Genomic DNA, 24802 nt, shown 5'->3' with positions numbered 1-24802 from the left:
CGTTTTCGGGTTGTGATACCGTGTGAAATCGGCTGCCTTCTCTCGACGCCGCCAACGACGATCAGGGAGTTTCATGTCACTATTTATCATCGCGCTCCTGCCCTTCCTCGGAGCCTTGCTTCCGGGTTTGATGATTCAGGCGGGCCGGCGCGCCTGCGGAATGGCGACCCTGTTCGTCACCCTCGCAGCGCTGCTTGGCCTGATCACCCACCTGCCCGCCGTCTGGGCCGGAGAGACCGTCACCGCCTCGGTCGCATGGATGCCCTCCATCGGCCTGAACGTGACGCTCTTCCTTGACGGGCTGGGCATGATGTTTGCCGCGCTGATCCTCGGGATCGGTGCGCTGGTGATCATATACGCCCGCTACTACCTGACGCGCGATGACAATATGGGCGAGTTCTACACCTATCTGCTGCTCTTTCAGGGCGCGATGGTGGGCATCGTCCTGTCGAACAACATCCTGCTGCTGCTGATCTTCTGGGAGCTGACCTCGCTGTCGTCCTTCCTGCTGATCGGCTTTTGGAAACATCTGCCCGAGGGTCGTCAGGGCGCGCGTATGGCGCTGACCGTGACCGGCATGGGCGGGCTGGCGCTGATCGGCGGCATGCTTCTTCTGGGCTCGGCGGCGGGCACCTATGAGATCACCGAGATCCTCGCGCGGCGCGACGTGATCCAAGCCTCGCCCTATTACGTTCCGGCGCTGTTGCTGATCCTGCTGGGCTGTTTCACCAAGTCGGCGCAATTCCCCTTCCACTTCTGGCTGCCGCACGCGATGGCCGCGCCGACGCCGGTGTCGTCCTATCTGCATTCGGCGACGATGGTGAAGGCGGGCATCTTCCTGATGGCCCGGCTCTGGCCCGCGCTGGCGGGCAGCGACGAATGGTTCTGGATCGTCACCACGGCGGGTCTGGTGACCATGGTGCTGGGCGCCGTCATCGGCCTCTTCAAGCACGACCTGAAGGCGCTGCTGGCTTTCTCGACGGTCTCGCACCTTGGCCTGATCACCATGCTTTTGGGCACCGGCACGTCCTATGGCGCGATGGCGGCGGTGTTTCACATCCTCAACCACGCGGCGTTCAAATGCTCGCTCTTCATGACGGCGGGCATCGTCGATCACGAGGCGCACACCCGCGACATCCGACGTCTTGGCGGGCTGCGCCACCTGATGCCCGTGACCGCGACCATCGCGATCGTCGGCGCGCTGGCCATGGCCGGCATTCCGCTGTTCAACGGCTTTTTGTCGAAGGAAATGTTCCTCGAAGAAGCCTCGCACACCGTCCTTTTCGGCTCGCATTGGTTGGTGCCGGTGCTGGCGACGCTGGGGGCGATCTTCTCGGCCGCCTACAGCTTCCGCTTCATCGCCCATGCCTTCCTTGGCAAGACCCGCGACGACTATCCGCACAAGCCGCATGACCCGAATTTCGGCATGTGGGGGCCGCCCGCGTTTCTTGGCCTGATCGTCGTTTCCGTGGGCTGTCTGCCCTTCCTTGCCGAGCCTGTGGTGAAACGCGTGGCCGCAGCCGTCATCGGCGCCGAGGGCGAAGTGCCCGGCGCGCATCTGGCGCTGTGGCACGGGATCACCCCGGCGCTGATCATGTCGGTGATCGCCACGGTCGGCGGCCTGATCCTGCTGGCGCTCTTCACGCCGCTGCTGAAGGGCTGGGACGCGGCGCCCCGCCCCGAGGCCAAGCGCATCTTCGAAGCGCTGGTCGATGCCTGCGCGCGCGGCTCCGAGCGGCTGACGCAGGGCATGCACAACGGCAGCTTCTCGCGCTACGCGACGATCTTCACCGTCACCGTGCTGGCCGCTGCCGCGCATGCGTGGTTCACCGGATCCGTCGGCCCGGTCACCCGCGAGATGCTGCCCATCCAGCCGCTGCCGCTGGCGGGCTGGATCCTCATCCTCACCGCCACCACGCTGATCGTGCTGTTCCACCGCAACCGTCTGGTCGCGCTGATCCTGATGGGTGTGATCGGCACCATGGTGTCGATCGCCTTCAACTACCTTTCGGCGCCGGACCTTGCGCTGACGCAGATCTCGGTCGAGGTGGTGACGATCATCCTGCTGCTGCTGGCGCTGAACTTCCTGCCCAACACCACACCGATCGAATCCACCTCGGCCCGCCGCCTCCGCGACGGTGCGCTGGCGGTGCTCGCCGGTCTTGGCACCGCAGGGCTGACCTATGCCATCCTGCGCCGCGATTTCTCGCTCGGCACGATCTCGGACTACATGCTCGAGAATTCCTACGCTGGCGGGGGTGGCACCAATGTGGTGAACGTGATCCTCGTGGACTTCCGGGGCTTTGATACCTTCGGCGAGATCATCGTGCTGGGGATTGCCGCGCTGGTGATCTACGCGGTCACCGAGGCGCTGCTGTCCGGCCCCGTCCGTGCCCGCCTGCTCAACCGCGTGCCCGACCAGAAACAGGCCGGAGACGCGCACCCGCTGATCATGGTGGTGGTCACGCGCCTGCTGCTGCCGGTGCTGCTGATGGTCGGCATCTACATCTTCCTGCGCGGCCATAACGAGCCCGGCGGCGGCTTCGTGTCGGGCCTCGTGGTGTCGATCGCGGTGGTGATGCAATACATGGCCTCGGGCTTTTCCTGGGCCAACGACCGCCAGCGCTACCCATATCACGGGGTGATCGGCGCGGGCGTGCTGATCGCCGGGTTGACCGGGATCGGCGCGTGGCTGTTCAGCCGCCCCTTCCTGACCTCGACCTTCGGCTACGTGAAACTGCCGGGGCTCGAGAAATTCGAGTTGGCCTCCGCCATGGCCTTCGATCTGGGTGTGTTCCTGTCGGTCGTGGGTGCCGTGATGCTGTCGCTCGAGAGCTTCTCGCGCCTCGCCCGCCGCGCCGATACCGAGACCAGCGAGCACGCGATGGACATCGACCCGTCGCGCGACACCGAAACCGGAGAGGCCTGATCCATGGAGTTCCTCATCGCAACCGCCATTGGCGTGCTCACCGCCGCGGGGATCTATCTGGTCATGCGCAAGCGCACCTTCCCGGTGATCCTTGGCACCTCGCTGCTGACCTATGCCGTCAATATGTTCCTCTTCGCCTCGGGTCGGCTGGTGATCAACCAGCCCCCCATTCTGCGCGACGATGCCACAAGCTATACCGACCCGCTGCCGCAGGCGCTGGTGCTGACCGCCATCGTGATCTCCTTCGGGATGACCGCCGTGGTGGTGATGATCGCCCTCGCCTCTTACCTGAACGCCGATGACGACCATGTGGACGAGGCGCAGGCTCTGGCCAGCGAACGCCGCGCCGGAGATGAGCCAGCCGAAGGCCCGGCCGACGAGAAGGAGTCCCGCGCATGATGCACTGGATCATCGCCCCCGTGGTGCTGCCGGCCATGATGGCTGCCACCATCGTCCTCGCCGCCCGTTTCCACGACAGCCTGCAGCGGGTGTTCTCGCTGGGCTCGCTGGTGGCGCTGCTGGCGATTTCCATCGGCCTCTACATGCAGGCCTCGGACGGCACGATCACGCTTTACCAGCTGGGTCATTGGCAGGCGCCCTTCGGCATCGTGCTGGTCGCCGACCGGCTGTCGACGACCATGGTGCTGCTGACCGCGGTGCTGGCGCTGCCGGTGCTGATCTATGCCATCGGCTCGGGCTGGGACAAACGCGGGCAGCATTTCCACGCGCTCTTTCAGTTCCAGATCATGGGGATCATGGGCGCGTTCCTGACCGGCGACGCTTTCAACCTCTTCGTCTTCTTCGAAGTGCTGCTGATCGCCTCTTACGGCCTGATGATCCACTCGGGCGGGGCCACGCGCACCCGCTCGGGCGTGCAGTACATGCTCTACAACCTCTTGGGCTCGACACTGTTTCTCTTCGCGCTCGGCACGCTTTATTCGCAGGCGGGCACGCTGAACCTTGCCGATCTGGCGCTGCGCGTGCAGCAGATGGACCCCGAGAATTCCGCCGGGCTGCGCGTCGCGGCGGTGCTGCTGCTGCTGGTCTTTGCGGTGAAGGCGGCGCTGCTGCCGCTGCACTTCTGGCTGCCGTCGAGCTATGCCAACGCCCCCGCCCCGGTCGCCGCGCTCTTTGCGATTATGACCAAGGTCGGCGCCTACAGCATCATCCGCTTTTACACGCTGGTCTTCCCGCCCTCGCTGCCGCTGGTGCAGGGCGCGCATGAGGAATGGCTGCTGCCGCTGGCGCTGATCACGCTGGTCATCGGCATGATCGGCGTCCTGGGCACGCGCGAGATCGGGCGTCTGGTAGCCTTCTCTGTGGTCGGCTCGATGGGCATGCTGCTGGCCTCGGTGGCGCAGTTCACCCCCGAGGGGATTTCCGCCGCGCTTTACTACGCGCTGCACTCGACGCTGGCGACGGCAGCGCTGTTCCTGATCGTCGACGTGGTGCGCGAGCGTCGCGGCAGCGTCGCGGGCACCATCGAAGAGACCCTGCCCATGGCGGGCGGCGCGCTGGTGGCCGGGCTGTTCTTCATCGCCTCGATCGCGATGGCGGGCCTGCCGCCGCTGTCGGGCTTTCTGGGCAAGCTGCTGATCCTCGAAGCCGCGCAGCAAGGCACGCTGACATGGTGGGTCTGGGCGGCGGTGCTGGGCTCGTCGCTGATCGCCGTGGTGGGCTTTTCGCGCGCGGGATCGACGATCTTTTGGAAGTCGCATCAGGTGGCGGTCGAACACTGCGGCACCGTCGATGATCCCGAGGACGAACAAGGCGCCCGCGAGGTCCATGACCCCGCCGACGACCATCACCCGCTGCCGATGATCGCGATCGGCCTTCTGGTGGCGCTGCTGGTCGCGCTGACCGTCTTCTCCGGCCCGGTGACGCGGCAACTCGACGCCACCGCGCAGCAGCTTTTTGCGCCGCAGCCCTACATCTCCACCGTGCTCGAGACGCCGGGCAAGGAGATCAAGGCGCACGGAGATGAGCACGGGGATGAGCACGGCGACGACCATGTGGAAACCGGCGAGGATGAGGCCAAGCACCTGCCCGCCGATGAAGCCCACGAAGACCCGCCGCATGACGGCGAGGCGCTGCACGGCGAGGACGCCAATGCACAAAGCACGGAAGGAGGACACTGATGGCCACCCGCTACATCCGCAGGCTCTTCCCGCATCCGCTGCTGTCGGTGGCGCTGGTGATCGTCTGGCAGTTTCTGTCGAATGATCCGTCGATCAACAGCCTCGTCTTCGGCGTGATCCTTGGCGTGCTGCTGCCCTTCGCCACCGCGGCCTATTGGCCGGACAGGCCGCAGGTAACACGGCCGTGGAAGCTCATCCCCTATGGCCTCATCGTGGCGTGGGACATCATCACCGCCAATATCACCGTGGCGATGATCGTGCTCTTCAAGCGCAATGACGACATCCATTCGAAATGGATCAGCATCCCGCTCGACGTGCGCACCCCCGAGGCGATCACCGCCCTTGCGGGCACGATCACCCTGACACCGGGCACCGTCTCGGTCGATCTGTCGAACGAGGGCCACGCGCTGCTGGTCCATGCGCTGCACGCCGACAACCCCGAGAAGGTCGCCCGCAAGATCAAGCAGCGCTACGAACGCCGCCTGAAGGAGATTTTCGAATGATCGTCACCTATGCGCTCATCTTCGCCTTCGTCGCGGTCAGCCTGTCGCTGCTGCTGACGATGATCCGCCTGATCAAGGGGCCGCACATCGGCGACCGTATCCTTGCGCTCGACACGCTGTCGATCAACGCGGTGGCGCTGATCATCCTTGTCGGCATCGCCGGAGCCACGCAGATTTACTTCGAGGCGGCGCTGATCATCGCCATGGTGGGCTTTGTGTCCACGGTGGCGGTCGCGCGCTTCGTGCTGAGGGGAGACATCATCGAATGACCCATGGCTACATCGACATCGCCATCGCCGCGGCACTGGTCATCGGCGGGCTGTTCACGCTGGTGGGCTCGGTGGGCCTGCTGAAGCTGCGTGCCCCCATGGCGCGGCTGCATGCCCCCACCAAGGCCTCGACGCTTGGCGTCGGCTCGATCCTGCTCGCCTCGGTGCTCTTTGCTTTCGCCTCGGACGCGCCCTCGTACCACGAGCTGCTGATCATCGCGTTTCTCTTCATGACCGCGCCCGTCTCGGCCTATTTCATCTCGAAGGTGCATATCCATCTGCAGAACCAGCGCGATCCGCTGCCGAAACCGGCGCGCGACCGCATCTGGGCGACGATGGCCAAGCGCGAGGAAGACACGCCGAGCGTGCCGGAAATGAAATCGGAAAACTGACCCCGACGGAGCGTGGCGGCTCAGCCCGCCGCCTCCAGCGCCTTGCCGAGCCGCGGCAGACGGGCCTTCTTGAGCAGGCTGCGCATGGTCCAGTCTTCACCCGAGAGCCGCCGCGCTTCGGCCAGAACGCCCTCGCAGGCGTCCCGCACCTTGCCCGGATTGGCCTCGAACATACCGCGCAGAAAACCGTCGGCATCGACCCGGCTGAGGCCCTCCTCGGCGAGGATGCCGCGCGGGAAATCCTTGGCGTTCTCGGTGACGATGATGTCCGCACTGCCGGAAATCGCCGCCGCCAGCACGTGAAGATCCGCCGGATCGGGCAGCCACAGCCGGTCTTCCATGGACGGTTGATAGCGCACCTCAGCATTCGGCCAAGCCGCCCGGACCTGCGCGATCTCGCCGCGCGCCTGCACCTCGCCCATCGGCCCCAGCTTGCGCGAGGCCAGCGCCCATTCCTCGAGGATGCGCGCCGACCAAAGCGGCTGAAAGAGCCCTTGCGCGGCGACGCCCAGCAGCACCTCGCGCATCACCGTCGGGTAGATGACGCAGGTGTCGAGCAGGACTTTCACCGGCCGGCTCACAGGCGGAACACCAGCGCCTTCAGATAGCCCGATTCCGCCAGCTGCGGCAGCAGCGGATGGTCCGGCCCGGCAAAGCCGGTGTGCAGCAGCTGAGCGCGCCGCCCGGCCCGGCCGATGCCGCGCAGACAGGCGCCGGTGAAGCTCGACAGGTCCGCCGCATGGCTGCACGAGCAGAGCACCAGATAGCCGCCCTCCTCGACCAGCGGCGCCGACAGCCGCGCGACCTTCTCATAGGCGCGCAGCCCCGCTTCCAGCGCGGGCTTGGCCGGGGCGAAGGCGGGCGGGTCGCAGACCACGAGGCCAAAGCGCGCGTCTTCCTGTCCCAGCGCCTCGAGCGTGTCGAAGGCGTCGCCCTGACGGGTGGCAAAGCGCTCCGCCGCGCCCATCCGCTTGGCGCCTTCCTCGGCCAGCGCCAGCGCCGAGGCCGAGCCGTCCACCGACAGCGCGCTCGATGCGCCGCCCGCGAGCGCGGCCAAGGCGAAACCCCCGACATGGGAGAAGACATCGAGCATCTTCTGCCCGTTCGCCAGTCGCGCCGCAAAGCCGTGGTTCGGGCGCTGGTCGTAGAACAGCCCGGTCTTCTGCCCGCCGGTGAGGTCGGCCATATAGGTGGCCCCGTTCATCTCCACCGGCAGCGGCGCCTCGGGCGCCTGCCCCAGCAGCACCGCGTCCTGATCGTCGAGGCCCTCAAGCTGGCGACCGCGGCCCCCGGCGTTCTTGAGGATATTCCTGACCCCCGTGACCTCGGCCAGCGCCTCGGCCAGCTGCGGCAGCAGCAGCTCGGCCCAAGCGGCGTTGGGCTGGATCACCGCGGTGTCGCCGAAGCGGTCGATGATCACCCCGGGCAGCCCGTCGGCCTCGGCATGCACCAGCCGGTAGTAGGGCGCTGGGAAGAGCCGCGTGCGCAGCTCCAGCGCGCGGGTCAGCTTGGCCGCCAGCCATGCCTTGTCGATCACCGCCTCGGGATCGCGGTCGAGCATCCGGCAGGTGATCTTCGAATCCGGCGTCAGCCCAACAAGGCCCAGCGGCTTGCGCTCGTTGTCCTCAAGCAGGGCGACGGTGCCCGCCGGCAGCTTCTTGGTGCGGCGGTCGAGGACCATCTCGTTGGAATAGACCCAAGGGTAGCCACGGCGCAGCGCCTGCGGCTTGGTTTTGGGAAGGAGGCGGACGATGGGAATATCAGGGGTGCTCATGGCGCCCCTTTAGCGCCGCGGGCGGCACTTGGGAAGCGTCTTCGCGGTCTGGCCCGCGCTGGCGCGCGGTCTTTCCCCGCCCGCCAAAGACATCAGCCCTCGCCCGGCCTCGCTGCCCCAATTTCGCGCGGAGGCCCTGGCCCGCAGCCCGCTGCGGTTCTTCGACCTTTACTGATAGCGCTAACCGGGCTACATGCTACGGCAAGGACGCCAGACCGGGCAGCCCACGCTGGGCCAGCCGGACAGCGAAAGGAGCTCCCTCTCATGTCGCTCAACGCCACCATCGCCAAAGTCACCAAGGACATCGAGGACCGCTCGGAGAAACTCCGCGGCACCTATCTCGACCGTATGCGCCGCGCCGCCGAGGAAGGCCCGCGCCGCGCGCATCTCACCTGCGGCAATCAGGCCCACGCCTATGCCGCCACCGGGCAGGACCAGCAGGCGCTGGCGACGGGCCGCGCTCCGAACCTCGGCATCGTCACCGCCTATAACGACATGCTCTCGGCCCACCAGCCCTACGAGCGCTACCCCGAACTGCTGCGCAGCGCCGCGCGCTCGGTCGGAAGCACGGCGCAGGTGGCGGGCGGGGTGCCTGCCATGTGCGACGGCGTCACCCAAGGCCAAGTGGGCATGGAGCTCTCGCTCTTCTCGCGCGACGTGATCGCGCTGGCCACGGGCGTTTCGCTCTCGCACAACACCTATGACGCCGCCGTCTACCTCGGCGTCTGCGACAAGATCGTGCCCGGCCTCGTCATCGCCGCCGCCACCTTCGGCTATATCCCCGGCCTGTTCCTGCCCGCCGGGCCGATGACCTCCGGCCTGCCGAACGACGAGAAAGCCAAGGTCCGCCAGCAGTACGCCACCGGCGAGGTTGGCCGCGACAAGCTGATGGAAGCCGAGATGAAGAGCTACCACGGCCCCGGCACCTGCACGTTCTATGGCACCGCCAACTCCAACCAGATGCTGATGGAGTTCATGGGTCTGCACCTGCCCGGCAGTTCCTTCATCAACCCGAACACGCCGCTGCGCGATGCGCTGACCGAAGCCGGGGCGAAACGGGCGCTGGCGATCACTGCGCTCGGCAATGAGTATCGCCCGGTCTGCGATGTGCTCGACGCCAAGGCCTTCGTCAACGGTATCGTCGGGCTGATGGCCACGGGCGGGTCGACCAACCTCGTGCTGCACCTTCCGGCCATGGCGCGCGCCGCGGGCGTGGCGCTGGAGCTGTCGGACTTCGACGCGATCTCGCAGGCGGTGCCGCTGATGGCCAAGGTCTACCCCAATGGGCTGGCGGACGTGAACCACTTCCACGCCGCGGGCGGGCTGCAATATATGATCGGCGAGCTTCTGGACGCGGGCCTCATGCATGAGGACGTCAAGACCGTCGCCGGTGACGGCATGAGCCTCTACACCCAAGAGCCCAAGCTCAAGGATGGCGCCATCGTCTACGAGGACGCCCCGCGCGACAGCCAGAACGACAAGATCCTCCGACCCGCCTCGGATCCGTTCCAAAAGACCGGCGGGCTCAAGCAGATGATCGGCAACCTCGGCCATGGCATCATGAAGATCTCGGCGGTGAAACCCGAGCATCACGTCGTCGAGGCCCCGGTGCGCATCTTCCACGATCAGGCGCAGGTGAAAGATGCCTTCAAGGCGGGCGAGTTCACCTCCGACACCATCGTCGTGGTGCGTTTCCAGGGGCCGAAGTCGAACGGCATGCCCGAGTTGCACAGCCTGACGCCGACGCTGGCGGTGCTGCAGGACCGCGGTCTCAAGGTGGCGCTGGTCACCGACGGGCGCATGTCCGGCGCGTCGGGCAAGGTGCCCTCGGCGATCCACGTCTGCCCCGAGGCGGCCGACGGCGGCCCGCTCGCCAAGCTGCGCGACGGCGACATCGTGCGGCTTGATGCGGGCAGCGGTACGCTGCAGTGTCTCACCGAGGGCTTCGAGGACCGTGAGAGCGCCACGGCGGACCTCTCAGGCAACGGCCACGGCGTCGGGCGCGAGCTCTTCGAGGCCTTCCGCCAGAACGTCGGCCTCGCCTCCAACGGCGCGGCGGTGGTGGTCTGACCCTGCCCGGGACATGCGCGGGCCTTGCCCTTTCATCTTTCTGAAAATACTCAATAGCTGACCGATCCGGTCCTTCCGACATCCAGACAAAGGCCCCGCCCATGACTCCCCAGGACGCCAGCCGCTCCAACGAAGCCCTCTGCAAGCTCGCCCCGGTGATCCCGGTGCTGGTGATCGACGACGTCGCCCATGCCCGCCCGCTGGCCGAGGCGCTGGTGGCCGGCGGCCTGCCCGTGCTCGAGGTCACGCTGCGCACCCCGGTGGCGCTCGACGCGATCCGCGAGATGGCCAAGGTCGAAGGCGGCGTGGTCGGCGCGGGCACGCTGCTGACCCCCGAGGACGTGAAAGCCGCGGTCGAGGCCGGGGCGAAATTCGGCGTCTCGCCGGGCGCGACGGATAAGATCCTCGACGCCTGCGAGGCGGCGGATCTGCCGCTGCTGCCCGGCGCCGCCACCGCCTCCGAGGCGATGGCGCTGCTCGAGCGCGGCTACACCGTGCAGAAATTCTTCCCCGCCGAAGCCAATGGCGGCGCCCCGGCGCTCAAGGCCATCGGCGCGCCGATCCCGCAGGTCAAATTCTGCCCCACCGGCGGCGTCAGCATGAAGAACGTCGGCGATTACCTGTCGCTGAAGAACGTGCTTTGCTGCGGCGGGTCGTGGGTCGCGCCCAAGGATCTCATGCAGGCGGGCGATTGGGACGGCATCGTGGCACTCGCCAAGGAAGCCGCGGCGCTGCCGCGCTGATCGCGCCAGAGGGGGCGCAGCCCCCTCGCCCTTCGGGCTCACCCCCGGCGTATTTGGAAAGAGAAGAAGAAAAAGACGAAGAAGGCAGGGCGTGACGGTCCTGCCTTCTTCTCTTTGAAAATACGCGCGCCGCAGGCGCTCTTCAGACCTGCTGTGTCAGAGCCGCCGTGCCGCGCGGCCACCGCGCCGCCGGGGGGGCCTATCCTCGCCGAGCCCCTGCTTCAGCACCGCCGTCATCGGGTGGCCGGTCACCCCATGGCGCGCGATCAGCCCCGACAGCGCCGCCTGCACATCCGCGCCTTCCGGCAGCGACAGCGCCCAGTCGAGGAAGATCGAGCGGCATTCTTCAGAGGTGATGCCTTCGATGCGGTAGGCCTCAGCGATCAGCGCCTTGGGGTCGAGCGCGTCGCCCTTCATGCCTCGGGCTCCGGCAGGGCGGCGGTGATGATCTGCGCCGCGCGGCCCGACATCTGCGCCAGTTTCTCGCGCAGCGCCTCCGGTCCCTCGACCCCGGCCAGCCCGGTGAGGAAGGTGCAGCCGCCCACGCCCAGCTCCTCTGGGTCGAGCGCGCCTTCGGTGATCAGCCGCGCGCCGATCTGCAGGCTCCAGCACAGCCGGTAGGTGGCGGCGAGGTGATCGGCCTCCTCGCGGGTCAGCCAGCCCTCCTGCGCCGCTGCCGCGAGGCCACGCGCGGTGCGCCGCCGCGCCTTGCCCGAGAGCAGCGCCCCGGCCTGACCCACCAGTTCGATATCCTGCATCCGCCCTTGCCCCAGCTTCGGATCCCAGGGATCGCCCCCGCCCTTGGCGGCGGCAATTCGCGCGCGCATCTTCGACAGCTCGCCCAGCACATGCGCCTGCTCTTGCGGGCCGGCCAGCAGTTCGCGCCGCCGCGCCTCGACCTCGGCAGCCAGATCGTCCGGCCCGGCCACCACCCGCGCGCGGGTCAGGGCCAGATGCTCCCAGACCCATGCGTTCTCGCGCTGATATTCTGTAAACGCGGTGAGCGAGGTCGCCACCGGGCCCTGATTGCCCGAGGGGCGCAGGCGCATGTCGATCTCATAGAGCTTGCCCTCGGCCATTGGCGCGGACATGGCGGTGATCAGCGCCTGCGTCAGCCGCGCATAGTAGGTGCGCGCGGGCAGCGGGCGCGGCCCGTCGGAGGCCTCTACCCCATCTGCATCGTAGATCACGATGAGATCGAGATCCGAGCGCGCGTGCAGCCGCCCCGCGCCGAGGCTGCCCATGCCCACCACCACCGCGCCCCGCCCCGGCGCAGGCCCGTGCTTGCGGGCGAACTCCTCTTGCACCACGGGAAAGAGCGCGGCGAGCACCGCCTCGGCCAGTTCGGCGTAATGCTGCCCCGCCTCCTGCGGCTCCGACAGGCCGCGCAGCAGGTGCACGCCGATGCGGAAATGCCCCTCGCGCTGCCAGCGCCGCGCCAGATCGAGGCGGCGCTCGTAGTCATCTTCGGCCCCCAACCGCGCAGCGAGATCGGCAGCCATGGCCGAGGCGCCGGGCCATGGCGCGAAGAAGTCCCCACCGATCACCGCGTCGAAGACCTGCGCGTTGCGCGACAGGTGCCGCGCCAGATCGGGCGAGACCGAGACGATATCCACCAGCAGATCGACAAGCTGCGGGTTGGCCTCGAACAGCGAGAACAGCTGCACCCCCGCCGGAAGCCCCGCAAGAAAGCCGTCGAAGGCGGTGAGCGCCTCTTCGGGTTTGGCAGCCCGGCCGAGGCGGCTGAGGATCTCGGGGCGCAGCCGCCCCCAGATCTCCACCGCCCGGCTCGAGCGCAGCGCCGGGTAGCTCGGCCAGCGCGCCACCAGCGGGCTTTGCTCCAGCGCCGAGGGCACCTGCGGCTCGCTGCGGCTTTCGGGAGCGAAAAACCCCTCGGTCAGCTCGTGCACGTCCTCGAGCCGTGCCTTGAGGTCGGCCTTCAGCTCCGCAAGGTCCCGGCCCGCAAGCGCAGCGAGCCGGGCAAAGCCCTCTTCATTGCCGGGCAGCGCGTGGGTCTGGGCGTCCTGCACCATCTGGATGCGGTGCTCGATCTCGCGGTGCGCACGGTAGTGGCCGGTGAGGGTTTCGGCCACATCAGGCGGCACCCAGCCCTTCTCGGCCAGCACCCGCAGCCCCGGCACCGTGCCGCGCACGCGCAGGTCGGGATCGCGGCCCCCGGCGATGATCTGCCGGGTCTGGGTGAAGAACTCGATCTCGCGGATGCCACCACGGCCCAGCTTCATGTTGTGGCCCGGCAGGGTGATCGGCCCGGTCAGCCCCTTGGTCTCGCGGTAGCGCAGGCGCATGTCATGGGCGTCTTTGATGGCGGCGAAATCGAGGTGCTTGCGCCACACGAAGGGGCGCAGCGCGTCGATGAAGCGCGCGCCCGCCTCAGGATCGCCCGCGCAGGGCCGCGCCTTGATCCATGCGGCGCGCTCCCACGCGCGGCCAAGGCTTTCGTAGTAGCGCTCGGCAGCCTCCATCGCCATGCACACCGGGGTGACGGCGGGATCGGGGCGCAGCCGCAGATCGGTGCGGAAGACATAGCCCTCGCCGGTGAGATCGTTGAGCGTGGCGCTCATGCGCTTGGTGGCGCGGATGAAAGAGGCGCGCGCCTCGTGGTAATCGTTGCGCCCGTAGCGGCTTTCGTCGAAGAGGCAGATGAGGTCGATGTCAGAGCTGTAGTTGAGCTCTCCCGCCCCCATCTTGCCCATGGCAAAGACCACCATGCCGCCCGCAGTGGCGATGTCGGCCTCGGTCGCGCCCGGCAGCTTGCCGCGTTTCACCTCGCGCCCGATCGCCTCGCGCAGAGCGATCTGCACCGCCAGATCGGCAAAATCGGTGAGCGTGCCGGTGACCTGCTCCAGTGGCCAGACCCCGCCGAGATCGGCCAGCCCCGACAGCAGCGCAACGCGGCGTTTGGCCTGTCGCAGCGGCACGCCGGGATCGCCCTCGAGGCCGCGCAGATCCGACCAGAGCGCCGCGAGCGTGTCCTGCGGATTGTCGAGCGCCCCCTCCAGCCAACCCGCTTCCTTGCGGATCAGCCCGCCGAGATAGGGGCTGGAGCCGCCGGTGCCTCGGATCAACTCGGCGATCTGGCCCTTGGCCCAAGGCGCGGCGGCCAGCGCCTCGTCGCCGAGATCGGGCTCGAAAGGATGCGGCAGGCGGGTGATGGCGGCTTCGAAACTCATGGCGGCAGATGGCCACGAGTGGCGCCATTGTGCAATCCCAAGTGACGATCAGCGGCTTGCCGCGCCGCCGCATCGGGCGTTATCCCTTGGCCGGAAGAGACAGGAGACGGATATGAGCAAGAGCCTCAAACGGGTGCGCGCGGCGCTGGATGACGCCGGGCTGCCGGTGGAGATCGTCGAGGTGGAACAGGCCCGCACCGCGCAGGAGGCCGCCGAGGCCGTGGGCTGCGCGCTCGACCAGATCGCCAAGTCGATCATCTTCCGCGCCGAGGACAGCGGCGATGCGGTGCTGTTCCTCACCGCGGGCAGCAACCGTGTCTGTGCGCAGAAAGCTTCGGAGGTGGCGGGCGAGCCGCTGGGCAAGGCCGACGCGGCGTTGATCCGGGGCCAGACCGGCTTTGCCATCGGGGGCGTCTCGCCGGTGGGGCATCTCAATCCGATCCGGGCGTGGATCGACCCGCGCCTGCTGGAGTTCCCGCAGGTCTGGGCCGCCGCGGGCACGCCCCGTCACCTCTTTGCCATCGACGCGCATGTGCTGCCCGGTCTGACCGGCGCCGTGCCCGCGCAGTTTACCGAGTGAGCGGCGCCATGGATTTCGTGATGACCGGCGACGCGGCGGCGCGGGTGACGGTGCTGCTGGCCCATGGCGCCGGGGCGGCGATGGACAGCCCCTTCATGGAGCGGATCGCAGCGCTGCTTGCCGCGCAGGGCCTGCGCGTGGCGCGGTTCGAGTTCGCCTATATGGCGCAGCGGCGCGAGGGCGGATCGAAGCGCCCGCCGCCGAAGGTCGAGTTGCTGCAAGAGGAATATCGCGCGGCGGTGCAGGCGCTGGCCTGTGACGGCCCGTTGATCATCGGCGGCAAATCCATGGGCGGACGGGTCGCCAGCCTGATCGCGGAGGATCTCTTTGCTGCAGGACGTATCGCCGGGCTGCTCTGTCTTGGGTACCCGTTCCACCCCACCGGCAAGCCCGAGAAACTGCGCACCGAGCATCTGGCCGCGCTTCAGGTGCCGACGCTGATCTGTCAGAGCACCCGCGACCCCTTCGGCACGCGCGAAGAGGTGGCTGGCTACGAGCTGTCTGAGCGGATCGCGCTGCACTGGTTGGAGGACGGCGATCACGATCTCAAACCGCGCAAGCGGGTCTCGGGTCTGGATCACGAGGACAATCTGCAAAGCGCGGCCTCTGCGGTTGCGGAGTGGGCGGCGCGTCTCGGCTGATCCCAACGCCGCGCGCCTTGGCCTGAGCGGGACAATCCTACGGCCGAAACCATCCCGCACGAAAAATGTAAAAACCTTTCACATCACCCCTTGAAGGCGGCGGGGGGAATACCGATCTGATGTAATGTGAAAAGCATTCACATCACCCGAACCGAAAGGAAACGACCCATGACCGCCGCCTCGCAGCACTACACTCAGCCCGCCAACCCCGGCTGGCTCAGACGTGCCGAGTTCTGGCTCGACCAGCGGGGCAAACCCGCGTGGATCGTCGCCATGATCCTCGGTTTCATGATTTTCTGGCCCATTGGCCTCGCCCTTCTTGCCTATATGATCTGGAGCAAACGCATGTTCGGAAAGTCCTGCCGCCACCGCCGCTCGGAGCGTCACACCGCCTTCCAGCACGGGTTCAACGCCATGCGTCCCAGCGGCAACGCCGCCTTCGACGCCTATAAGGCCGACACGCTGCGCCGCCTCGAGGACGAGCAGAAGAGCTTTGAGGACTTCCTGCAGCGTCTGCGCGAAGCCCGCGACAAGGCCGAATTCGACCAGTTCATGGACGAACGCTCGCGCATCGCCCGCGAAGAGCGCGAAAAAGGCGAAACCGAAGAGGCCTGATAGCGGGCCGCCCTTCCCCAACCCCTGCTCCATGGCCCCGATCCGGGGGCCATGGGCCAAGAACGATAGACTGGACACGGCAGACTGGACATGGCCCGGCGCCATCCCCACCTTTGAGCCGCGCCCGCGACAGCAACCCCGAGCGAGAGAGACAGATGTATTCCGACGCGACCTATTCGCAGCTTCCCGACCCCGTGCACCAGCGCGCCTTTTACGAAAGCGTGGCGCTCAAGCGCGGCATGGCCTGGGTCATAGATACGATGATCGTTGCCGTGCTGGTCTTCATCGCGCTGCTGTTCACCGCCTTTCTGGGCGTGTTCATCTTCTTCGCCATCTGGATGGTGATCAGCTTCGGCTATCGCGTCGCGACGCTGGCCAATGGCTCGGCCACCTGGGGCATGCGCCTGATGGCCATCGAATTCCGCGACTGGCAGGGCCAGCGCTTCGGCCTGCCGCAGGCGTTGCTGCACACGCTGGGCTATACGGTCTCGGTCTCGATCGCGCCGCTGCAGATCGTCTCGATCGTCTGCATGCTGGCCACCGAACGCGGTCAGGGCCTCACCGACCTCGCGCTTGGTACCGTGGCGCTGAACCGCCGCGCGATGTGACGGGGCGCTCAATCGCCGCGTCCTGTGACGCCGGGCACCTCCTGAGCCAGTGACCGCTCTCGCCACCCGTGCGAGGGCGGTTTGCATTGAACGGCCCTCGCTGCGCGGAATTGAGCCGAAGGCATGGGGCCGACCACCTCACCTACCCATACGTTTTTCCCTTTCTAAACAACGCCTAGCATTCCCCGCCCCGCCCCGCCTCCCAAGCGGCGGCGCACCACACGCCAAAGCTGACATCTTCCGGTAGCCCGACCGCTCAAGCTGCGCCAAACTGCGCGCATTCAATTCAAGCCATTCTTCGGGAGATGCCGACCATGGGACTTTTCAGTTTTCTCAAAGGCAAGGGTAAGAAGCTCGAGGCCGAGGCCGCCCCCGAGACCCCACCCGCCGAGGCGGCGCTGGCCAAGGAACTCGACGATCTCGGCCTCGACACCAGCGGCACCTCGATCAAGGTCGAGCCGGGATCCGCGAAGGTGACGATCACCGGCCAGCCGAAGGATCAGGAAACCCGCGAGAAGATGATCCTCGCGGTGGGCAATATCGAGGGCGTGGCCGAGGTAGAGGATGAGGCCGAGGGCCCAGCGCCCAACTTCCACACGGTCGAGAGCGGCGACAGCCTTTGGAAGATCGCCGAGAAGACGCTGGGTGACGGCGCGCGCTATGCCGAGATCTTCGAGGCCAACAAGCCGATGCTCTCGGACCCCGACGAGATCTATCCCGGACAGGTGCTGCGTATCCCCGCCAGCTGACCTCGCCCTGCTCTTGGTCCGCCGTCTTGCACGGGTGCCGGATGCGGCGATGCGCGAGGCCCCGGCGGCCCCGCATGTGGCAATGGGCCCGGCGATCTTCCGCGCTTTACGGATAGCAAGATCGTGAAACGCGCATATGTCGGGTTACGCGGGGTTGGCGGCTGGGAAATTCGTTGTTACGTTTTCCTTTCAACCAGCCCGGACGGTTTCGAAATGCGCCATTCGCTGCCCCTCGCGCCGCAATTTTACGTCACGGCGCCGCAACCCTGCCCCTATCTGCCGGGCCGGATGGAGCGCAAGCTCTTCACCGCGCTGCAGGGCGACAGCGCGGAGAAACTCAACGACAGTCTTTCGAAGCAGGGCTTCCGCCGCTCGCAGAATGTGCTCTATCGCCCGTCCTGCTCGGAGTGCTCGGCCTGTCTCTCGGCGCGGATCGACGTGCGGCGCTTCGCCCCGTCGAAAAGCCAGCGCCGCTCGCTGAAGCGCAATGCCTTCCTGCAACGCCGCGCCTCGAGCCCTTGGGCCACCGAGGACCAGTTCGAGCTGTTCCGCCGCTATCTCGACGCGCGCCATGCCGATGGCGGCATGGCGGACATGGACATCTTCGAGTTCGCCGCGATGATCGAAGAGACCCCGATCCGCAGCCGGGTGGTGGAATACACCGACGGCGATCGGGGCGATCTGGCCGCCGTGTGCCTGACCGACGTGCTCGATGACGGGCTGTCGATGGTCTATTCCTTCTACGATCCCGAACTGCCCAAGGCCGGGCTCGGCACCTGGATGATCCTCGATCACATCGACATCGCGCGCGAGGCCGGGCTGCCCTATGTCTACTTGGGCTACTGGGTGCCCGGCTCGCCGAAGATGGGCTACAAGGCGCAATTCTCGGCGCTGGAGATCTACCGCCGCGGTCGGTGGGAGCCGATGCGTGGCGATGATGATTACGCCTCCGAGACCCACCCGCTGAGCACCGATCCGATCGCCGAGCAGGTGGCCAATATCTCGCTGCCCGACAGCCGGGGCTGAACCGGGACGTCGCTGGAGGATCGCGGCGCGATCCTGCCTCCGGCGGGAATATTTTTGCCAAGAGGAAGCCCAAGGCGCGCCGCTGCCATGCGCTCCAATTTGCCTTGGCGTGTCAGGAGGGGGCGCTGCCCCCTCGTCGCTGCGCGCCTCACCCCCGGCGTATTTTCAAAGAGAAGAAGCACATGACACGCGCCCGGTCCTTCTTCTCTTTGTTAAATACGCACTACGGCACGCTTCCCATGGCGCGGATGTTCTGGCAATGTTCCTGAACATCCCGCACACCGACTCTGCTGCCACAGGTCCAATCATGCGCCCCTTGCCCGCCAGCGCGCCTCTTGCCGAGGCCGATCCGCTCGCCCTTTGCCCCGCCCGGGTGCATGAGGCCGAAGGGCGTGCGCGGCGCGGCTTTGCGCTGTTTCAGGCCAGCCGCCACGCCGGGCCGCTGATCTGGATCACCCCGCAGCACGCGCCGCAACTGCCGCTGCTGCGCGGCCTGCCCGAAGGCATTGGCGCGCGGCTGCATCTGGTGCGCACCCACAGCGAGGCCGATCTGCTCTGGGCCGCCGAAGAGGCGCTGCGCTGCACCGCCGTGGGGCTGGTGGTGGCCGAGCCCGGGGAGGTGCTGTCGCTCAAGGCCGGGCGCCGCCTGCAACTGGCCGCCGAGGCCGGGCAGACCACCGGGCTGATGCTGATCCAGAGCGGTCAGGGCAGCAATGCCGCCGAGACACGCTGGGCCTGCGAACAATTGCCCGCGCCAGCAGCGGACTCGACTCTGCACGGCTGGGAACTTATAAAGAACAAAAAGGGAACATTAAGACTCTGGACCGTAGACTGGCATGGCGAAACGGCTGCTTTCCATCTGGTTTCCGCGGCTGGCCAGCGACATCAGCCTGCGCAGACGGCCCGTTGAGGGGCCCTTTGCCCTGACCCTGCGGTCGGGCAATGCCGATCATCTGCATTGCGTCTCGCCGCGCGCGCAGGCGCAGGGGCTGGCGCGCGGCATGGCGCTGGCCGATGCGCGGGCGCTCTGCCCCGATCTGGCCACCCGCCCCGCCGATCTGGGGCGCGAGGCGGCGGCGCTCTCGGGCCTGCTTCGCTGGGCCGGGCGCTACGCGCCGCTGGTGGCGCGGGACGGCAGTGACGGGCTCATCGCCGATGTCACCGGCGTGCCGCATCTCTTCGGCGGCGAGGCAGCGCTGCGCGCCGATCTGCATGGCCGGCTGGCGCGCATCGGGCTGGCGGCGCAAAGCGCCATCGCCGGCAGCCGCGGCGGGGCCTTCGCCCTCGCCCGTCACGGCGGCGGCATCCTCCCCGAGGGCGCGCTGGCCGAGGGGCTGGGCAAACTGCCGGTCTCGGCGCTGCGCATCGACCATGACACCGCCGAGACGCTTTCCCGCGTCGGGCTCGGGCGCATCGCCGATCTCATCCCGCTGCCCCGCGCGCCGCTGGCCAAACGCTTTGGCCCGGCGCTGGTGATGCGACTCGATCAGGCGCTCGGCACCCGCTCCGAGCCGGTGGACGCCGCGCCCGAGCCGCCGCATTTCGGCGTCCGCATGACCCTGCCCGATCCCATCGGCCTGCAGGAGGATGTGATGGCCGGTCTGACCCGCCTGCTGGAACGGCTCTGCGACAAGCTCGGCACGCATCAGCACGGCGCGCGCCGCCTGCTGCTGGAGCTGCACCGCGTCGACCGCGAGACCGCGCAGGTCCGCGTCGGCCTCGCCCGCCCGATGCGCGATCCCGCGCGCATCGCGGCGCTGTTCGAAAGGGGCGTGGGCGAGGTGGAGGCCGGTTTCGGCATCGACGCCATGCGGCTCTGCGCCGAGGTCACCGAGCCGCTGCCGCCCGAACAGCTTGGGTCCGGAAAAACTCTGGGCGGCCCGAAGCCGCGCAGCGAGGATGCGCTGGCCGATCTCATCTCGCGGCTCGGCAACCGGCTGGGCTTTGAGCAGGTGCAGCGTCTGCTGCCCGCGCAGAGCGACATCCCCGAGCGCAGCTTCCTGCTCGCCCCCGCCGCCTATTCCGAGGCCGAAGCGCCGCCGCCCCGGCGCGGCCCGCCGCGCCCGCTGCTGCTGTTCCCGCCCGAGATGGTCACCGGCGCGCGCGGCGCGCAGCCCGGCCATCCGCCCGCGCAGTTCCGCTGGCGCAACATGCGCTTTTCCACCCTGCGCGCCACCGGGCCCGAGCGGATCGCCCCTGAATGGTGGTTCGACGATCCCGTATGGCGCTCCGGCATCCGCGACTACTGGCGCATCGAGACGCGCGAGGGCCCGCGGCTGTGGCTCTTTCACACGCCGCAGGTGGCGGGCTGGGACGCGGGCGGGGCGCAGGACTGGTTCGTGCAGGGGGAATTCGCATGAGGGACGCGCCATGACCCCCTATGCCGAGCTGTGCGTGACCAGCAATTTCACCTTCCTCACCGGCGCCTCGCACCCCGAGGAGCTGGTGACCCGCGCCGCCGAGCTGGGGCTCGAGGCGATCGCCATCACCGACCGCAATTCGGTGGCCGGGGTGGTGCGCGCCTTCTCGGCGCTGAAGGAGCTGGAGCGGCTGCGCGGTGAGGCGCTGGAGGCGGCGCAGGCCGAAGCGCGCGAGGCCCCGGCGATCCGCTCGCAGTCGCTGACCGACCCGTCGAGCCGCCAGCGCGTGGCGCAGACCGCCCCCGGCCCGGCCCCGATGCTGCCCCCCGAGCGCCCCTTGCCCCGGCTCATCGCGGGCGCGCGGCTGGTGCTGACCGACAGCGCGCTCGACTGGCTCGCCCTGCCCTGCGACGTCGCCGCATGGGCGCGGCTGACGCGGCTGCTGTCCTTGGGCAAGCGCCGCGCCGAAAAAGGCGAGTGCCATCTCACCCGCGCCGATCTGCACGCCGCATCCGAGGGGATGATCCTCATCGCCCTGCCGCCCGATCCGCTGGAGCCCGACAGCCGGCAGCTTGACCCTGAGCTGCGCGAGATGCTGCGGCGCTGCCCGGGCCGGGCCTATATCGGCGCAGCCCCGGTCTATGACGGGCGCGACCAGATACGGCTCGACCATCTTGCCCGGCTGTCGCAGCAGACCGGCCTGCCGCTGGTGGCGGTGGGGGATGTGCTGATGCACCGCTCGGCCCGGCGTCCGCTGGCCGATGTGCTGACCTGCCTGCGCGAGGGCTGCACCATCGACAACATCGGCACCCGGCGGCTGACCAATGGCGAGCGGCGGCTGAAGTCCGGCGCCGAGATGGCCCGGCTCTTCCACCGCTACCCCGCCGCCCTGCGCCGCACCGCCGAGATCGCCGATCGCTGCGCCTTCCGCCTCGACGAGCTGCGCTATCAATACCCGGACGAGGCGCAGAACGGCGAGCCCGCGCAGGACCGGCTGGAGCGGCTCTCGCGCGAGGGGCTGCACTGGCGCTACCCCGCAGGGCCGCCGCCGAAGATCGTGCACCGGGTGGAAAAGGAACTGCGGCTGATCGGCGAGATGGGCTATGCGCCCTATTTCCTGACCGTGCATGACATCGTCGCCTTTGCCCGTTCGCGCGGCATCCTGTGTCAGGGGCGCGGCTCGGCGGCGAACTCTGTGGTGTGCTACCTGCTTGGCGTCACCGAGGTGCCGCCCGAGAGCATCACGCTGATCTTCGAGCGCTTCATCTCGAAGGAACGCGGCGAGCCGCCCGACATCGACGTGGATTTCGAGCATGAGCGCCGCGAGGAGGTGATCCAGTGGATCTATGACCGCTACGGGCGCGAGCGCGCCGGGCTCACCGCCACGGTGATCCATTTCCGCTCGCGCGCGGCGATCCGCGAGGTGGGCAAGGTGATGGGGCTGAGCCAGGACGTGATCGCGCGGCTCGCCGGGCAGATCTGGGGCTGGTCATCCTCCGCCCCCGACGAGGACCGCATGCGTGACGCCGGGATCGACCCGAGCGACGACCGGGTGCTGATGACCGCCAAGCTGATCGAAGAGATCATCGGCTTTCCGCGGCATCTGTCGCAGCACGTCGGCGGCTTCGTCATCACCCACGGGCGGCTCGACGAGCTGTGCCCGATCGAGAACGCGGCGATGGACGACCGCACGGTGATCGAATGGGACAAGGACGACATCGACGCGCTGGGGCTGTTGAAGGTCGATATCCTTGCGCTGGGGATGCTGACCTGCATCCGCAAGGCCTTTGGCCTGCTGGTGCAGCACCGGGGCCAGCATCTGACGCTGGCCAATGTTCCCACCGAAGATCCAAAGGTCTATGACATGCTCTGCCGCGCCGATGCCATCGGGGTGTTTCAGGTGGAAAGCCGGGCGCAGCTGAACTTCCTGCCGCGGATGCTGCCGCGACGGTTCTACGATCTGGTGTGCGAGGTCGCCATCGTGCGCCCCGGCCCCATTCAGGGCGGCATGGTGCATCCTTTCATCAACCGCCGTCAGGGCAAGGAGCCGGTCGAAGACCTTGGCCCGGCGATGATGGAGGTGCTGGGCCGCACCTACGGCGTGCCGCTGTTTCAGGAGCAGGCGATGCAGATCGCCGTGGTCGCCGCCGGTTTCACCCCCGCCGAGGCCGACCGGCTGCGCCGCAGCCTCGCCACCTTCAAGCGCATGGGCACCATCGGCGCCTTCCGCGACCGCTTCGTTTCCGGGATGCTGGCGCGCGGCTATGCCGGGGATTTCGCCGAGCGCTGCTTTACTCAGATCGAGGGCTTCGGCAGCTACGGCTTTCCCGAAAGCCATGCCGCCAGCTTCGCGCGGCTGGTCTATATCTCGGCATGGCTGAAGAAGCACCATCAGGCGATCTTCACCTGCGCGCTGCTCAACGCCCAGCCCATGGGGTTCTATGCCCCTGCCCAGCTGGTGCGCGACGCGCGCGAGCATGGCGTCGAGGTGCGGCCGGTGTCGGTGAACCATTCCGACTGGGACAACACGCTCGAGCCGCGCCCCGATGGCAGCCTCGCCCTGCGGCTGGGGTTTCGCCAGATCAAGGGGCTGCGCGAGGAGGATGCGGCGTGGATCGTCGCGGCGCGCGGCAACGGCTATCCCGATGTGGAAAGCCTCTGGCGCCGCGCCGGGGTGAAGCCTGCGGCGCTGGAGCGGCTGGCCGAGGGCGACGGCTTTGCCGCCATCGGCCTCACCCGGCGCGATGCGCTCTGGGCCGCCAAGGCGCTGCGCGCACCCAAACCCCTGCCGCTCTTTGGCGAGGATGGCGAAGGCGCCGCCGAGCCCGATGTGGTGCTGCCCGCCATGACGCTGGGACAGGAGGTGGTCGAGGATTACCTCTCGCTGCGCCTGAGCTTGCGCGCCCACCCGATGGAGCTTTTGCGCCCGCGGCTGCCGGAAAGCCTGCCGCATGAACGCTTCGGCAGCGTGCCACACCGCCAGCGCATCACCGCCACCGGGCTGGTGATCACCCGCCAGCGCCCCGGCACCGCCTCGGGGGTGATCTTTCTGACGCTGGAGGATGAGACCGGCACCGCAAATGTGGTGGTCTGGACGAAGATCTACGAGACCTTCCGCAAGGCGGTGATCGCGGGCCGCCTGCTGCGCGTCACTGGCCGGCTCGAGCGCGAGGGCGTGGTCACGCATCTGATCGCCGAACACGTCGAGGACCTGTCGCCTCTGCTGTCGGAACTGGGCGGGCCGATCCCCATCGGAGCCACCATAGAAACCAACGACGGGCGCGCCGATGAGACGCGCAGGCCGGTCGGCGGCAGTGCGAGGCACCCGCGGGATCAAGCGAAAAAGCTCTTTCCCAGCAGGGACTTTCACTGATCCCCTCACCCTTTTCAGGCCACAGCTGGTAACTTTCGTGCAATATCCCGTTTGCCGAAAAAATGCTCAGTCACTACGGGACAAGTGTTGCGAGACTGCTATGGCAGCGGCTATGTTTACTATCGGTAAACGGCTAACCCTCTCCACTCCCGGACCTTTGGAAATGATTCTCGCCGACAGCAGCCTCGAAGCCTCTGCCCTGTCCACAGCCATGGGCTATCTCGCGCAGCGCTGCACCGTCTGCGCCAAGATCCTCGACAGTGACGGTAAGGTCTTGGCGATCAACAAGCGTGGGCTCGAATTGCTGAACGTCGATGCAGAGACGATCTGCGGTCAGGTCTGGACGACCTTCTGGGATGGCGCCGAGCGCGACAAGGCCGAGGCCACCGTGCGCAGCGCCTTCGACGGCAAGCCCGCAAGCTTCATCGGCGCGTTCAGCGGGCCGACGACGGGCGAAAGCATCTGGGAGGTCGAGATCGTCCCGCTCGACTGGCAGGACGGCAAGGTCAGCCGCGTTCTGGCGCTGTCGTCGCTGATGGTCGGCCAAGCCCCGGGCGGCAACCGCAGCGAGCAGACCTTCGAAGACCGGGGCATGCTGACCTCGCTAAGCGAGCTTTTCCACACGCTGAGCAATCTCACCGCCGTGACCACCAGCGCCGCCAACATCCTGCGCCGTGGCGTCGATCCCGAGCGGGCGGAGACGCTGGCCGACGCGCTGACGGACGCCGGGGAGAAAGCCGCCGCCGCGGTGGACAGCATGCGCGCGCAGATCGGCAGCGACAAAAAGAACGAGGGCAAGGCGGCCTGACCTTTTTGGCCTGACCTATCCCTGCCCTCGCAG

General features: G+C 67.8%; 22 protein-coding genes. 18 read left to right on the top strand and 4 right to left on the bottom strand.

What is annotated here, in order from left to right; genetic code table 11:
* The first annotated feature begins 73 nt into the window (after positions 1-73).
* Genes AYJ57_RS12250 through AYJ57_RS12225 form a run of 6 tightly spaced genes read left to right on the top strand, consistent with a single transcriptional unit; the run spans position 74 to position 6231 of the window.
* Positions 74-2929 carry a monovalent cation/H+ antiporter subunit A gene (locus tag AYJ57_RS12250; RefSeq protein WP_066105603.1) on the top strand — a complete coding sequence of 952 codons (2856 nt, stop codon included), beginning with the start codon at positions 74-76 and terminating at the stop codon, positions 2927-2929.
* 3 nt (positions 2930-2932) lie between these two features.
* Entirely contained in the window at positions 2933-3328 is a 396-nt protein-coding gene (locus AYJ57_RS12245; protein ID WP_066105600.1) for a Na+/H+ antiporter subunit C, read from the top strand.
* Positions 3325-5067, top strand: a complete 1743-nt coding sequence (locus AYJ57_RS12240) for a monovalent cation/H+ antiporter subunit D (RefSeq protein ID WP_066105597.1) — start codon at positions 3325-3327, stop codon at positions 5065-5067. Before AYJ57_RS12245 ends, AYJ57_RS12240 begins: the two co-directional genes overlap by 4 nt.
* Positions 5067-5570 (top strand): Na+/H+ antiporter subunit E, encoded by a 504-nt coding sequence (locus AYJ57_RS12235; protein WP_066105595.1) that lies wholly within the window; start codon positions 5067-5069, stop codon positions 5568-5570. Before AYJ57_RS12240 ends, AYJ57_RS12235 begins: the two co-directional genes overlap by 1 nt.
* Positions 5567-5839 (top strand): K+/H+ antiporter subunit F, encoded by a 273-nt coding sequence (locus AYJ57_RS12230; protein ID WP_203595389.1) that lies wholly within the window; start codon positions 5567-5569, stop codon positions 5837-5839. Before AYJ57_RS12235 ends, AYJ57_RS12230 begins: the two co-directional genes overlap by 4 nt.
* Positions 5836-6231, top strand: a complete 396-nt coding sequence (locus tag AYJ57_RS12225; RefSeq protein ID WP_066105592.1) for a Na+/H+ antiporter subunit G — start codon at positions 5836-5838, stop codon at positions 6229-6231. The genes AYJ57_RS12230 and AYJ57_RS12225 overlap by 4 nt, the downstream gene beginning before the upstream one ends.
* A gap of 20 nt (positions 6232-6251) precedes the next feature.
* On the opposite strand, the gene AYJ57_RS12220 is transcribed toward AYJ57_RS12225, so the two are convergent.
* The gene (locus AYJ57_RS12220; protein WP_066107047.1) at positions 6252-6800 is read right to left on the bottom strand and encodes an RSP_2648 family PIN domain-containing protein; all 549 of its coding nucleotides are present in this window, start codon (positions 6798-6800) and stop codon (positions 6252-6254) included.
* Between the two features lie 8 nt (positions 6801-6808).
* Complete coding sequence (locus tag AYJ57_RS12215; RefSeq protein ID WP_066105589.1) at positions 6809-8005, bottom strand: RSP_2647 family RNA methyltransferase; 1197 nt, start codon at positions 8003-8005, stop codon at positions 6809-6811.
* Between the two features lie 264 nt (positions 8006-8269).
* Between AYJ57_RS12215 and edd the strand changes: the two genes are divergently transcribed.
* Both edd and AYJ57_RS12205 read left to right on the top strand, forming a co-directional pair.
* Positions 8270-10075 (top strand): phosphogluconate dehydratase, encoded by a 1806-nt coding sequence (gene edd / locus AYJ57_RS12210; protein WP_066105586.1) that lies wholly within the window; start codon positions 8270-8272, stop codon positions 10073-10075.
* 101 nt (positions 10076-10176) lie between these two features.
* The gene (locus tag AYJ57_RS12205; RefSeq protein ID WP_066105583.1) at positions 10177-10818 is read left to right on the top strand and encodes a bifunctional 4-hydroxy-2-oxoglutarate aldolase/2-dehydro-3-deoxy-phosphogluconate aldolase; all 642 of its coding nucleotides are present in this window, start codon (positions 10177-10179) and stop codon (positions 10816-10818) included.
* A 156-nt stretch (positions 10819-10974) separates the two neighbouring features.
* On the opposite strand, the gene AYJ57_RS12200 is transcribed toward AYJ57_RS12205, so the two are convergent.
* The gene (locus tag AYJ57_RS12200) at positions 10975-11235 is read right to left on the bottom strand and encodes a hypothetical protein (RefSeq protein ID WP_066105580.1); all 261 of its coding nucleotides are present in this window, start codon (positions 11233-11235) and stop codon (positions 10975-10977) included.
* The gene (locus AYJ57_RS12195; RefSeq protein ID WP_066105577.1) at positions 11232-14009 is read right to left on the bottom strand and encodes a glutamine-synthetase adenylyltransferase; all 2778 of its coding nucleotides are present in this window, start codon (positions 14007-14009) and stop codon (positions 11232-11234) included. The genes AYJ57_RS12200 and AYJ57_RS12195 overlap by 4 nt, the downstream gene beginning before the upstream one ends.
* Before the next feature lie 112 nt (positions 14010-14121).
* On the opposite strand from AYJ57_RS12195, the gene AYJ57_RS12190 reads away from it, so the two are divergent.
* The 10 genes from AYJ57_RS12190 (at position 14122) to AYJ57_RS12145 (ending at position 24769) form a co-directional block, all read left to right on the top strand.
* Positions 14122-14589 carry a YbaK/EbsC family protein gene (locus AYJ57_RS12190; protein ID WP_066105574.1) on the top strand — a complete coding sequence of 156 codons (468 nt, stop codon included), beginning with the start codon at positions 14122-14124 and terminating at the stop codon, positions 14587-14589.
* Between the two features lie 8 nt (positions 14590-14597).
* Positions 14598-15230: an alpha/beta family hydrolase gene (locus AYJ57_RS12185; RefSeq protein ID WP_066105572.1), complete on the top strand. Its 633-nt coding sequence runs from the start codon at positions 14598-14600 to the stop codon at positions 15228-15230.
* Positions 15231-15398: 168 nt separating this feature from the next.
* The gene (locus AYJ57_RS12180; protein WP_066105570.1) at positions 15399-15845 is read left to right on the top strand and encodes a DUF2852 domain-containing protein; all 447 of its coding nucleotides are present in this window, start codon (positions 15399-15401) and stop codon (positions 15843-15845) included.
* Between the two features lie 155 nt (positions 15846-16000).
* Complete coding sequence (locus AYJ57_RS12175; protein WP_066105567.1) at positions 16001-16453, top strand: RDD family protein; 453 nt, start codon at positions 16001-16003, stop codon at positions 16451-16453.
* A gap of 314 nt (positions 16454-16767) precedes the next feature.
* Positions 16768-17202: a peptidoglycan-binding protein LysM gene (gene lysM, locus AYJ57_RS12170; protein ID WP_066105563.1), complete on the top strand. Its 435-nt coding sequence runs from the start codon at positions 16768-16770 to the stop codon at positions 17200-17202.
* Positions 17203-17415: 213 nt separating this feature from the next.
* On the top strand, positions 17416-18228 hold the full coding sequence (locus AYJ57_RS12165; protein WP_066105560.1) for an arginyltransferase: 813 nt from the start codon (positions 17416-17418) through the stop codon (positions 18226-18228).
* Between the two features lie 259 nt (positions 18229-18487).
* The gene (locus AYJ57_RS12160) at positions 18488-19138 is read left to right on the top strand and encodes an ImuA family protein (protein WP_237220149.1); all 651 of its coding nucleotides are present in this window, start codon (positions 18488-18490) and stop codon (positions 19136-19138) included.
* Positions 19065-20588 (top strand): Y-family DNA polymerase, encoded by a 1524-nt coding sequence (locus AYJ57_RS12155; RefSeq protein ID WP_066105557.1) that lies wholly within the window; start codon positions 19065-19067, stop codon positions 20586-20588. The genes AYJ57_RS12160 and AYJ57_RS12155 overlap by 74 nt, the downstream gene beginning before the upstream one ends.
* A 10-nt stretch (positions 20589-20598) precedes the next feature.
* Positions 20599-23961 carry an error-prone DNA polymerase gene (locus AYJ57_RS12150; RefSeq protein WP_066105551.1) on the top strand — a complete coding sequence of 1121 codons (3363 nt, stop codon included), beginning with the start codon at positions 20599-20601 and terminating at the stop codon, positions 23959-23961.
* Positions 23962-24124: 163 nt separating this feature from the next.
* Positions 24125-24769 (top strand): PAS domain-containing protein, encoded by a 645-nt coding sequence (locus AYJ57_RS12145; RefSeq protein ID WP_066105549.1) that lies wholly within the window; start codon positions 24125-24127, stop codon positions 24767-24769.
* Positions 24770-24802 lie beyond the last annotated feature (33 nt).

Origin of the sequence: Salipiger sp. CCB-MM3 (assembly GCF_001687105.1) — a bacterium.
Lineage (GTDB): Bacteria > Pseudomonadota > Alphaproteobacteria > Rhodobacterales > Rhodobacteraceae > Salipiger.
Note: the sequence above shows the minus strand (reverse complement) of the source record. Positions and strands in the feature narration are given on the sequence as shown.